Genomic DNA, 11,747 nt, shown 5'->3' with positions numbered 1-11,747 from the left:
GCCCCCGTATTGCCCGGCGGCCGGGGGCGGCCACGCGCGGCGTAGCCTGACGGCGTGGACACCTCGCGACCCGTCGGCCACCCTCCCCGGGAGATCGTCTCCATAGCGGACACATGCTCCGCCGCGTTGCAGAACATGCCGCGGCTGGAAAACTGGCTCAAAAGACTCGGACTGCCCGTGGACCCCGCGCTCGTGCCCCTCATGTGCCTCCAGACGGCGTTCTTCACCCCGTGGCTGCCGCCCGGCACCTGCCTTCGGATGTCCCGGCTCACGGTCTGGCTGATGGCGATCGACAACGTCCTGGACGCACCGGGTGCGCCCGGCTCCGCGGGCCCGGACTGGCCCCTGGCCCGCGTACGGGACTGGCACCGGATCCTCGACGGGCACGACGCCGGCAGCGACGATCCCGTGGCGCGCGCACTGGTGGAGATCACCGGGGATCTCCACCGGTACGGCCGGCCCGAACTCGTCGCCGTCTGGCGGGAAAGCATGCACCGGACCCTGACCGGGATGCGGCGCGAACACGAGGCCACCCGGACGCAGGCCACCGGTGGAGGGGCACCCCGGCTGACCGACTACCTGCGGCACGGCGCCTGGAGCATCGGCGTCGAACAGCAGGTCACCGCCCTGTGGGCGCTCCTGGACGAGCCGGGCCTGCCCCGGCGCCTGCCCGCGCTGCGCGGTGCGCTGCGGCAGGCCGCGGTCGCGATCCGGCTGCTCAACGACCTCCGCGGCCACCGCCGGGAGCAGCGCGAGGGCAAGCCCGACGTACTCGGCGTCGGCCTGACCGGGCAGGAGGTGTACGAGCGGGCCGACGCGGCGCTCGGCGCCTGCCGGCTGGCCCTGGCTCCGCTCACCGCGGCCGGGTACGGTTCCGCGGTGGCACTGGAGCGGGTGGTGCTCTGGCATGCGCGGATGTACCACCGCTTCGACCCCGTACGGCCCGGCGGGGCGGCCACCGCCCACCTGCCGGGCGGCACCGCGCGCACCCCGTCCGTCCCCCAGCCGAGGGAGACCCCGCCCATGGGCACCGAACAGGAAGTCCTGGACGCCATCGCATCCGGAGGGCAGTACGACACCACGAAACTGGCGGAACTCTTCGACCGGCTGGAACCGGTCGACACCGCGCTCCTGATCGGCACCTGGCGCGGCGGCGGGTTCGAGGACTCCAGCGAGAACGCCGCACTGCTGGCGAAGATGCGGTGGTACGGCAAACGGTTCACCGACGCCGATCACGTGGAGCCGCTGCTGTGCCGCGCCGAGGACGGGACGGTCCACTCGTACACGGAGATGGGTCTCGCGTCGCTGCGTGAGGTCGTCCACCGCGGCAAGCAGTCCACGGCGATGGTCTACGACCAGCTGCCCGTCATCGACCACTTCCGGCGGCTCACCGATGACGTCCTGCTGTGCGTGATGGACAAGAAGGGCGATCCGGAGGACTTCTACTTCCACCTCACCCGCGTACCCGATGCCGGGGTACGGGCCTGACGTCACACCGCCAGTGACCGGGGAGCCGGGGTGCCCGGCCCGCGGCCGCCGCGGTGCTCGTGCCAGGCGGACGCCAGGCGGCGCACCGCCTCCGTCAGGGTGCCGGGCGCGGCGAGGAAGTGGAGGCGGAGGTACTCCTTGCTGCCTCCCGAGGCGTCCAGTCCCCTGCCGGGCAGTACGACGACGCCGTGCCTGAGGGCCGACTGGGCGAAGGAGTCCCCGTCGCCGTGCGGCAGCCGCACCCACACGGTGTGGCCGCCGGGGACGGGCGGGGCCTGCCACTCCGGCAGCTGTCGGGCGAGCTGGGCCCGCAGGTGGTCGTGGCGGGCCCGGCGGCCGGCCGACATGGCCTGGACGTGGGCTTCCAGGTGCGGCAGCAGTTCGGCGGCGGCCAGTTGGGCAGGGACGTTTCCGCCGAGGTCGTGCACCGCGCGCAGCCGGGCGAGGCGGTCGATGACCGGCCGGGCCGCCCGGATCCAGCCGATGCGCAGTCCGCCCCAGACACTCTTGCTGAGCGAGCCCACGGAGATGACCGTGCCGCCGAACGCGGCGAGCGGCGGGGGCGTTTGATGCCCGGGGAAGGCCAGAGCGGACAGGACTTCGTCGTCGACGAGCGGTACGTCCGCATCGGCGGCCGCCGCTGCCAGCCGTCGGCGCGCGAGGGGCGACAGTACCGCTCCGGTCGGGTTGTGGTGGGTGGACACGAGATAGGCGAGGTCCGGGCGGCGCGGCGAGGAACGGACCGCCGCTTCGAAGCCGTCCAGGCCCACGGGAAGCGCCCGCAGGTGCACGGCCTGCTCGCGGAACGCCTCCAGCGCACCGGGGTAGGTGGGCGCCTCGACGAGCACCGTGCCGCCGGGCTGGGCGAACGCGCGGGCGAGCAGGGAGAGGGCCTGCTGGCCGCCGTTGGTGATCAGGACGTGCCCGGGGTCGGTCGGTACGCCGCGCCGCGCGTAGTGGCGGGCGACCGCACGGCGCAGCCGCGGATGGCCCGTCGGGTGGTAGCCGATGTCGTCCTCGACCGCGGCCAGCCGGGCCAGAGCCCGCTCGTACGCCGTCAGCAGGACCGGCGGCGGGGCGGTGGGCGCGGCGCACGCCAGGAGGATCACGTCGTCGTCGCGGGGTTCCAGCAGGTGGAGGAAGACCGGTGCCGCGGTGCTCTCCTGAGGTGCTGTCCGTGGTGGCCCCGCGACGCGGGTGCCGCTTCCCTGCCGCCGGGTGATGCGGCCTTCCTGGCGCAGTTGATCGTATGCGGCCACGACCGTTCCGCGTCCTACGGCGAGCGTGGCCGCCAGGACCCGGTCGGGCGGCAGCGCCGTACCGGGCAGCAGTTCCCCCTCGTCCACGAGGCGTCGCAGACGCGCGGCGAGCAGGAGGTACAGCGGGCCGCGGCCGGCCGACCACCGGCCCAGGCGGTCGGCCAGTGCGGCTGGGTCCGTGGCCATGGTCCGGATCTTCCCGTGTCAGGAGGCGGGGGAATTGGGTTGTCAGACGAACCAATTATGGGTCATTGGCTCTGTGAACCGGCCATGTCTGCGACAAGGATCGGGACATGACCACACACCACGAAGACGTACGCCACCTCGCCGCCGTATCGATACCCGACGCCATCGCCGGACTTCCGGGCCCCTTCCACCAGGTCAGCCTGGCAAAGGTGAACGACACCACCGCCGTTCGCCTCGCACGGCTGGAAGGCGATGCCTTTCCCTGGCACCACCACGACGGGGACGAGCTGTTCCTGTGCTGGGACGGCACCTTCCAGGTCCAGTTGGAGGGCCGCGATCCGGTGGTGCTGAAGGCGGGCGAACTGTTCGTCGTACCCGCCGGGTTGCGGCACCGCCCCGTTGCCGAGGAGGCCGCGCACGTCCTGCTCGTCGAGCACCCCGACACGACGCAGTACGGGAGCTGACCGGCGCCTGCGGACACCCTTGGCACGTTACGGAGCTGCGAAGGACCTTAGGTTCTCGGACGGATGCAGGACTCTCACCCCTGCCCGTCCTCCGCCGCCTGCCGTGCCCGCTTGTTGCGCGCGCCCACGACCACGGCCGTGGCCGCTCCCGTGGCGGCGAGCGCCACGGGGACCATCCAGCCGCGGTTGACGGCATGGCCGAGCGCGTGGTCGAGGGAGAGCCTGCCGGGTCCCATGACGCCGAGTCCGGTCGTCGTCAGGCCGAGGAAGACCGGGTACTCGTAGCCGCCGCTCTGCGCGAAGAACCCGTTCGGGGTGTGGACGGCGGCGGCCCCCGCCATCGCGCCCGCGGCGGCAGCGCCAGCTGCGGGGGTGGCCAGACCCAGCGCCAGCAGCACACCGCTGCCGACCTCCGTGACCCCCGCGGCCGTGGCGCTGGCCTTGCCCGGCGCGAAGCCGACGGACTCCATGAACTGGCCGGTCCCCTCGATTCCGCCCCCGCCGAACCAGCCGAAGAGCTTCTGCGCGCCGTGCGCGGCCAGCACTCCGCCGGTCCCCAGCCGCAGAAGCAGCAGGCCCAGGTCACGTCGGTCGAAACAGGTCACGATGGGCTCCCGGAGCAGCTGGACAGGGTCCCCTCCCGCGTACCCATCTTCCCTCCGCCGGACCGGTACGGGCTCGCCCACCGGGCCATTCGGGTGCCGGGCCACGGCGCCCGGTCCGGCTTCCGGGGCCCGGGGCCACGGGCCCCGTGACAGGTCGAGGCAGCCTGCCGCATGACCGCTCCTCACCCGATCGCCATCGGTACGTCACGGCCCCTACGATCTGAGCGTGACGATCAGGTATGAGTGGCGCGGCGACTTCGACAACAAGACCCTCAACGCCTTGCACGCCGAAGGTTTCGAGCACCCGGTCCTCGACATCGACTGGCGGGCGCAGGTGCGAGGGCACAGCCTCGGCTGGGTCTGCGCCCGGGAGGACGGCTCCCTCGTCGGGTTCGTCAACGTCGCCTGGGACGGCGGAGTGCACGCCTTCGTTCTGGACACCCTGGTGACCCGGCGCCTCCGGTCCCAGGGCGTCGGCGCCGCGTTGATCGACGCCGCGACGCGAGGAGCGCGCGCCGCGGAGTGCGAATGGCTGCACGTCGACTTCGACGAGCACCTGCGGCCGTTCTACTTCGACGCCTGCGGCTTCGAGCCGACGGCGGCGGGCCTGATCCGCCTGTAGTCCAGGCCGCCCCTCCCACCCCTCCCGCACCTCCGATTCCCCCAGCACCGCACCAGGAGTCCGTACGTGATCCCCCGCCGCACCCTGCTCATCGCCTCCACCGGCATCGCCACGGCGGCCACCGCGACCGCTCCGTCCTCCGCCCGGCCCCGGCCCGGCACCGCGGCCCTCCACCTGGCGTCCGCCCGCGAGCAGGTCGCCGCACTCCGCCGGCGCGACATCAGCAGCCGCGACCTCCTGGAGCAGTACCTCCGGCACATCGCGAAGGCCAACCCGGACATCAACGCCGTCGTGACCCTCGACGCCGACGCCGCGCGCGCCGCCGCCGACGCGGCCGACCGGCACCTCGCCGAGACCGGCGAGCCCCTCGGCCCCCTGCACGGTCTCCCGATGACGGTCAAGGACGCGCTGGAAACCAAGGGGATACGCACCACCAGCGGCTCCCCCGGGCTCTCCGGCCACGTCCCCGGCCGGGACGCCGACGCCGTCGCCCTCCTGCGCGCCGCCGGTGCCGTCATCATGGGCAAGACGAACGTGCCGGTCATGTGCCAGGACATCCAGACGTCGAACCCCCTCTTCGGGACGACGGCCAATCCCTACGACCGGACCAGGACCGCGGGCGGCTCCTCCGGCGGTTCGGCCGCCGCCGTCACCGCGGGCCTCTCCAGCCTCGAAGTCGGCTCCGACCTCGCCGGTTCGCTGCGCCTGCCGGCCGCCTACTGCGGTGTGCTCGCCCTGCGGACCTCCCGCGGCGCCGCACCGATCGTGCCCACCCGCGGCCACATCCCCCGCCTGCCCGGCTGGGCCACCAGCAGCGACATGGTCGCCCTCGGCCCGATCGCCCGTACGGCCGGCGATCTCGGCCTCCTCCTGGACGTGCTCGTCGCGCCCGCCCCCGCCGACCGGGCCGGATGGCGGATCGACCTCCCGGCCCCCGCCAGGAGCTGCCTCGCCCGATACCGCGTCGGCGTCTGGGCCGACGACGCCTACTGCCGTGTCGACGCCGGCACCCGCGCGCTCCTCGAACAGGTCACCGCGCTCCTGCGCACCGCCGGCGCGGGCGTCGACGACCGCACCCGGCCCGTCGACTTCGCCGAGAGCAACACGCTGTTCCAGCGCCTCCTGTACGCCACGGGTTCCGCCACCGCCACGGACAGCGCGTTCGCCGCCGACGTCGAAGCGGCGGCGAAGGTCCCCGCCGACGACCCCGCCGGTCTGTTCCTGCACTCGCGGACGATGCGGCACCGGGACTGGTGCGTCGCCGACGAGGCACGGCAGAGGCTCCGGGAGCAGTGGGCGGGCTACTTCGCGGAGCACGACGTCCTGATCACCCCCGCCGCACCCACGGCCGCCGTCCCCGACCAGACCGCCACCCCGCCGCCGCAGCGGTACATCACGGTCGACGGCGAGCAGCGCCCGTTCTTCGACCAGACGAGCTGGATCAATCTGGCGAGTCCGGTGGGCCTGCCGTCCGTGGTCGTCCCGGCCGGCCGGACCGCCGACGGGCTGCCGCTGGCCATCCAGATCATCGGCCCCTACCTGGCGGACCGGACCCTCGTAGCCATGGCCGAACAGCTCGCGGAGCACCTGCCCGACCCCGTCCGGCCGCCCGCTTTCACGGCGTGATCCCGGCATCGAGGACGAAGTGCTGTGAGCAGCAGGGCGCCTTGAGGGCGCCCGTGCCTATACATAACCCCCACTTGCCTAAAGGGTTTAGGCAGATGCATACTCGCTATAGCTGAATGAAGGGATGGTCATGGCACCACGCGTGGGGCTCACCACGGATCGGCTGACCCAGGCGGGTGCGGAGCTGGCCGACGAGACCGGCTTCGAAGAGGTGACCGTTTCGGCGCTCGCCCGGCGGTTCGGTGTCAAGGTCGCGAGTCTGTACTCGCACGTGCGGAACTCGCAGGACCTCAAAACCAGGATCGCCCTGCTCGCCCTGGAGGAACTCGCCGACCGGGGCTCCGCCGCACTGGCCGGGCGGGCGGGCAAGGACGCCCTGGCCGCCTTGGCGAACGTCTACCGCGACTACGCCCGGGAGCACCCCGGCCGTTACGCCGCGGCACAGCTGAGGCTCGACCCGGCGACGGCCGCAGCCAGCGCCGGCGGCAGGCACTCGCAGATGACCCGGGCGATCCTGCGCGGCTACGACCTGACGGAGCCGGACCAGACCCATGCGGTCCGGCTGCTGGGCAGCGTCTTCCACGGCTACGTCAGTCTGGAGTCGGGGGGCGGGTTCAGCCACAGCGCGCCCGACTCGGACGAAACCTGGTCCCGGGTGCTGGACGCCCTCGACGCCCTGCTGCGGAACTGGCCCGCACCACAGCCGGAGTCGGAGCCGGAACAGCAGCCGTAGCCGTATCCGCATTCGGGCCGTCGGAGCCGTAGCCGCGCTCTTCAGACCACGACGCACTTCGATCAACAGGTTGAGGCCATGCACACCAACGACAACTGGACCGCCACCCCCGTCACCGCGGATCTCCTGCGCGGTGCCCTGGAACTGGAGCGCACCGAGCACGGCGTGCTGCCGCACCGGCTGCCCGCCTGGGCCCGCGCCCAGAACAACGACCCGCAACTGGCCATGGCCGAGTCGCAGCCCTCCGGCGTCCGGCTGGTCTTCCGCACCCGGGCCACCGCCGTCGAGCTGGACACCCGGCCCACCAAGCGGGTCTACGTGGGCGCCCCGCCCCGTCCGGACGGTGTGTACGAACTGGTCGTCGACGGCCGTACGGCGGGCCGGGCGAGCGTGGCGGGCGGCAACACCCTGACCATCGACATGTCCGCCGGGACCGCCGAACAGCGGTCCGGCCCCGCCGGCACCCTGCGCTTCGACGGCCTGTCCGGCGACGTGAAGGACGTGGAGATCTGGCTGCCGCACAACGAGACCACAGAGCTTCTCGCCCTGCGCACCGACGCCCCCGTCGAGCCGGCGCCGGACCGGGGCCGCAAGGTGTGGCTGCACCACGGCAGTTCGGTCAGCCACGGCTCCGACGCCGCCGGACCCACCACGACCTGGCCCGCGCTTGCCGCCTCCCTGGGCGGCGTGGACCTGATCAACCTGGGGTTCGGCGGCAGCGCCCTGCTCGACCCCTTCACCGCCCGCACGCTGCGGGACACCCCCGCCGACCTGATCAGCGTCAAGATCGGCCTCAATATCGTCAACGCCGACCTGATGCGGCTGCGCGCCTTCACGCCCGCCGTCCACGGTTTCCTCGACACCATCCGCGAAGGCCACCCCGGCACGCCGCTGCTGGTCGTCTCCGCCATCCTGTGCCCGATGCACGAGGACACGCCGGGGCCCGCCGCCCCGGACTTCTCCGCCGTGAGCTCGGGGCAGATGCGGTTCCGGGCCACGGGCGATCCGGCGGAACGCGCGGCCGGGAAGCTGACGTTGAACGTCATCCGGGACGAGCTGGCCCGGATCGTGGCGCAGCGGGCGGCCGATGACCCCCGTCTGCACTACCTCGACGGCCGCGAACTGTACGGCGAGACGGACCACGCCGAGCTGCCCCTGCCCGACGGGCTGCACCCGGACGCCGCCACCCACCGCCGGATCGGCGAGCGTTTCGCCGAGCTGGCCTTCACCGCCGACGGTGCCTTCGCGGACGGCGTCGCCGGTGTCCGGCACCGTTCCGGGACGGTCTGACGCCGCCCCGCCGCAGGTGTCCTACTGCTGGTGGGAAACCTGCTGGTGGGAGGCGAACACGCCGAGCAGGCGCTCCAGGCCACGGTCGCCGAACATCAGCTCCAGGCTGGCGGCGGACTCCGTGGCGGATGCCTCGCTACGGGGGAAGAGGGCCTGCTCGTAGGCGGCGAGGGCGGCCTCGGTATCGCCGGGGTGAGCGACGATCGCCCGGCCGAGTTCGGCACCGTCGAGCATGGCCAGGTTGGCGCCCTCGCCGGCGAACGGGGACATCAGGTGGGCGGCGTCACCGAGCAGGGTGACGCCGGGGACGCGGTCCCAGCGGTGGCCGATGGGCAGGGCGTGGATACGGCGCGGGACCAGCGCGCCGTCGGCATCGGCGATCAGCGCGCGCAGGCCGTCGTCCCAGCCCTCGAAGTGGGCGAGAACAGCCTTCTTGGCGGTGTCGGAGCGGGAGTCGGCTCCGGTGGTGTCGGTACCGGAGCCGGCGCCCGTGCCCGTGCCCGTGCCCGTACCGGTGTCGGCGCCCGTGAAGTCGATGGTGTCGAGCCAGTCCGGGCCGGTCTTGAGCGCCGTATAGATGTGCAGGCTGCCGTCGGTCTCGCTGTGGGCGAGGATTCCCTTCTCGTCCCCGAGGCAGAAGAAGGAGCCGCCGCCGACGAGCGCGGCACTGTCCGGGTGACGGGTACCGGCGTCCAGCAGGTCGGACTCGACGAAGGAGATGCCGGTGTAGGCGGGGGTGGCCTGCGAGACCAGCGGCCGGATCCTGGACCAGGCACCGTCGCCGCCGACGAGCAGGTCGGTGGTGAAGGCGGTGCCGTCGGCGAGGGTCACCTCGTGGCGTCCGCCGTCCAGCGGCCGCGCGCCGGTGACCTTGCTCCCCCAGCGGATGGTGTCCGTGGGCAGGGAGTCCAGCAGCAGGTGGCGCAGCTGCCCGCGGTCCACTTCGGGGCGGGCGCCGTCACCCTCGTCCGCCGTCTCCAGGCGGACGGCGCCCCGGGGGTCGACGACGCGCAGGGCTTCGCCGCCCGGGTGGACGAGGGCGCGGAACCGCTCGTACAGATCTGCGGCGCGCAGGGCCTCCTGGCCGCTGTCGTCGTGGATGTCGAGCATCCCGCCCTGGGTACGGACGTGCCGGTCGGCCTCGGCCTCGTAGATGACCGCGTCGATACCGTGTACATGCAGGACGCGGGCCAGCGTCAGGCCGCCCAGACCGGCGCCGACGATCGCGATGCGGTGGTGCGTGGGGGTGGTCATGGCAGTGCCTCGATTCGTGGTGGGTGGGGCGGCCGGTGCGGCAGCGCGCCTGAGGGGACTCACTGTTGCCGGGGTGTGGCTTCCGCGCCATGGATGACCATGCGGAAGATCCAGGCCAGCCGCTGTTCGGGGCTCCCGGAGAACAGGTCGTCGCCGAGCGCGGCGATCCGCGGATACGTACGGGGTGTGGCCTGCCGCAGCGCGTGCACGAGCGCTTCGTGATCGTCCTCCGCGGCGGCGTCGCGGTCGCGGGTGGACTGCTCGGCGGCGGTGGCCGTGGCCACCTGCAACAGGACGTCCACGCCCCAGGCCGCCTGCGCGCCGGGGACCCCGCCCTCGTGCAGCAGGGCGAGGACCGCCTCGACGAGGGACAGGTAGTTGGGCCCCGAGGGGCGGGCCACCAGGGCGGAATGCGCCAGGCTGGGGTGCTGGAAGAGGGTGTGCGTGTAGGAGCCGAGGAGGGTCACCAGCCGTTCACGCCAGTCACCGGGCGTACGGGCCGGGGCGAGGTCGACCGCGCCGAGGAGTTCCTCCAGGATCGCGGCGTGCAGTTCGGCCGTGTTCGCCACGTACACGTACAGCGAGGCGGGGCCGGTGTCGAGCTCCTTGGCCAGGCGGCGCATCGTGACCCGTTGCAGCCCTTCGGAGCGCATCAGGGCGACGGCGGTGGCGACGATGCCTTCGTGGGTGAGGGCGGGCTTGGCGGGCCGCTCGCGGCGGCTGCGGGAGGCGGGGGTCCGGGGCGTCACCCCCACACCGTAACGAACATGTTCGTTACGAACAAGTTCGTCACGGTGCGGTCGGTGCACCGCCACCCAGACGGCCAGACACTCAGACGGCCTCCAGGAAGCCTTCGAGGATCTCGTTGAACTCGTCCGGGCGCTCCAGGTTGGGGTAATGGGCGGTCCCGTCCACGGAGGCCGCGCGGCCGTTACCGACCGTACGGACGAGGCGCTCGGCCATGCCGATGTGGTCGGGAGAGTCGATGCCGCCGTTGATGGCGAGCACGGGGACCTCGATGGCCGCGACCCGCTCCCACGGGTCGCGGACCGGAAGGATCGGGCTGGGCTCGCCGCTGCTGTGCTTGGACAGGGTGCCCCGGGTCATGTCGCGGAGGTGGTCCGCGACCTCCGGATCGACCTCGTCGAGGCTGCGGTGCGGGCCCGCGGCGAACTGGGTGAACGCCTCCACGCACGCGTCCAGGTCACCGGCCGCCATCGCCGCGTACCAGGCGGCCGTGGTCCGGGTGGTCCAGGGGTCGGAGAAGTACGGCTCACTGGTGCCCGCGCCGCTGACGACCACGCCGCTGACCAGTTCCGGGTATTCCAGCGCGGTGTCGACGGCGGTGCCCGCCCCCATGGAGACGCCCACCAGGACCGCCGGACCGATGTCCAGCCGGCGCAGCAGCCCGGCGACGTCGTCGACGGGCCGGAACGGGCCGGTGGCGTTGGCGGATCGGCCGTGGCCGCGGGCGTCGGGGGCGATGACGCGGTATTTCGCGGTGAGGGAAGGGAACTGACGGTCCCACATGCGGTGATCGAGGAAGCCACCGTGCAACAGGACGAGAGGGCGGCCGATGCCGCTGTCGAACCAGAACAGGTCATCCATGACAACCAGGTTGTCACGGATGATCGACATTGACAACCAGGTTGTCATTTTTACGCGAGAGGAGAGACACCGCCGGGCGGAGGCAACCGATGGCTCCGCGCGGTCAGTTCACGTCCACATCGTCGAGGGAGTGCAGCAGGCGGCCCAGGACCCGGATACAGGCGGTGATCTCGGCCTCGGTGAGCCCGGCACCGGCCTGGCGCAGCGCCTCCCGCTCACGGTCGATCACGGCGGTGATGGCGGTCCGGCCCGCCCCGGTGAGCCCGATGAGCGAAGACTTCTTGTGCGCCGGGTTGGGGAGGAACTCGACCAGGCCGAGTCCGGCCGCGTCGTTGGTCATCCGCTGCACGAACTGACGGCTCAACGCCTGGGCGCGGCCCATCTGAGGAACGGTCATGGGCCCGTGCTCGCGGAGCATGTTGAGGACGGCCCGCACCCCCACCGACAGCCCTTCGAGGGGCGCGTCCTGCTCCACCTTGCGCTGAGCACGCCGGTACAGCGGCCCCACCAGGTTGAAGACCTCCACGAACCGGTCACCCGGGTCCGCGGGCACGTTCCTGCCGCTTTCCTCGCTCACTCCCCCATCATGACACCACGGTTGCCATGTGCCGA

At 72.5% G+C, this 11,747-nt stretch carries 12 protein-coding genes; 6 read left to right on the top strand and 6 right to left on the bottom strand.

The features are described 5' to 3' along the window. Positions 1 to 54: 54 nt before the first annotated feature. Positions 55 to 1,488: a DUF4334 domain-containing protein gene (locus tag A6A06_RS40965; RefSeq protein ID WP_242440848.1), complete on the top strand. Its 1,434-nt coding sequence runs from the start codon at positions 55 to 57 to the stop codon at positions 1,486 to 1,488. 2 nt (positions 1,489 to 1,490) lie between these two features. Here the strand turns inward: A6A06_RS40965 and yczR are convergent, their stop codons facing one another. Then, entirely contained in the window at positions 1,491 to 2,933 is a 1,443-nt protein-coding gene (gene yczR / locus A6A06_RS20600; RefSeq protein ID WP_073762749.1) for an aminotransferase-like domain-containing protein, read from the bottom strand. Between the two features lie 107 nt (positions 2,934 to 3,040). Here yczR and A6A06_RS20595 point away from each other — a divergent pair, with 107 nt between their 5' ends. Further along, entirely contained in the window at positions 3,041 to 3,397 is a 357-nt protein-coding gene (locus A6A06_RS20595) for a cupin domain-containing protein (RefSeq protein WP_073762748.1), read from the top strand. Between the two features lie 74 nt (positions 3,398 to 3,471). Here the strand turns inward: A6A06_RS20595 and A6A06_RS20590 are convergent, their stop codons facing one another. Beyond that, positions 3,472 to 4,002 carry a DoxX family protein gene (locus A6A06_RS20590; protein WP_073762747.1) on the bottom strand — a complete coding sequence of 177 codons (531 nt, stop codon included), beginning with the start codon at positions 4,000 to 4,002 and terminating at the stop codon, positions 3,472 to 3,474. A 226-nt stretch (positions 4,003 to 4,228) separates the two neighbouring features. Between A6A06_RS20590 and A6A06_RS20585 the strand changes: the two genes are divergently transcribed. The 4 genes from A6A06_RS20585 to A6A06_RS20570 all read left to right on the top strand — a co-directional run bounded on the left by A6A06_RS20585 (position 4,229) and on the right by A6A06_RS20570 (position 8,273). Continuing rightward, the gene (locus tag A6A06_RS20585) at positions 4,229 to 4,624 is read left to right on the top strand and encodes a GNAT family N-acetyltransferase (RefSeq protein WP_073762746.1); all 396 of its coding nucleotides are present in this window, start codon (positions 4,229 to 4,231) and stop codon (positions 4,622 to 4,624) included. Between the two features lie 66 nt (positions 4,625 to 4,690). Continuing rightward, a complete protein-coding gene (locus A6A06_RS20580; RefSeq protein WP_073762745.1) occupies positions 4,691 to 6,250 on the top strand; it encodes an amidase in 1,560 nt (519 codons plus the stop codon). Between the two features lie 130 nt (positions 6,251 to 6,380). After that, positions 6,381 to 6,983, top strand: coding sequence for a TetR/AcrR family transcriptional regulator (locus A6A06_RS20575; protein ID WP_073763265.1), 603 nt, complete (start codon positions 6,381 to 6,383; stop codon positions 6,981 to 6,983). Positions 6,984 to 7,061: 78 nt separating this feature from the next. After that, on the top strand, positions 7,062 to 8,273 hold the full coding sequence (locus tag A6A06_RS20570; protein ID WP_073762744.1) for a GDSL-type esterase/lipase family protein: 1,212 nt from the start codon (positions 7,062 to 7,064) through the stop codon (positions 8,271 to 8,273). 21 nt (positions 8,274 to 8,294) lie between these two features. Here A6A06_RS20570 and A6A06_RS20565 read toward each other — a convergent pair whose 3' ends face one another. From A6A06_RS20565 to A6A06_RS20550, 4 genes are all read right to left on the bottom strand, one after another. Continuing rightward, positions 8,295 to 9,527 carry an FAD-dependent oxidoreductase gene (locus A6A06_RS20565; protein WP_073762743.1) on the bottom strand — a complete coding sequence of 411 codons (1,233 nt, stop codon included), beginning with the start codon at positions 9,525 to 9,527 and terminating at the stop codon, positions 8,295 to 8,297. 59 nt (positions 9,528 to 9,586) lie between these two features. Continuing rightward, on the bottom strand, positions 9,587 to 10,276 hold the full coding sequence (locus tag A6A06_RS20560) for a TetR/AcrR family transcriptional regulator (RefSeq protein ID WP_073762742.1): 690 nt from the start codon (positions 10,274 to 10,276) through the stop codon (positions 9,587 to 9,589). 82 nt (positions 10,277 to 10,358) lie between these two features. Continuing rightward, entirely contained in the window at positions 10,359 to 11,135 is a 777-nt protein-coding gene (locus A6A06_RS20555) for an alpha/beta fold hydrolase (protein WP_079194266.1), read from the bottom strand. A gap of 103 nt (positions 11,136 to 11,238) precedes the next feature. Further along, on the bottom strand, positions 11,239 to 11,712 hold the full coding sequence (locus tag A6A06_RS20550) for a MarR family winged helix-turn-helix transcriptional regulator (RefSeq protein WP_073762740.1): 474 nt from the start codon (positions 11,710 to 11,712) through the stop codon (positions 11,239 to 11,241). Between the last annotated feature and the right edge of the window lie 35 nt (positions 11,713 to 11,747).

Source organism: Streptomyces sp. CB02923, assembly GCF_001905005.1.
GTDB lineage: Bacteria > Actinomycetota > Actinomycetes > Streptomycetales > Streptomycetaceae > Streptomyces.
The sequence above is the reverse complement of the archived record's forward strand: the minus strand, read 5'-3'. Positions and strand labels throughout refer to the sequence as shown.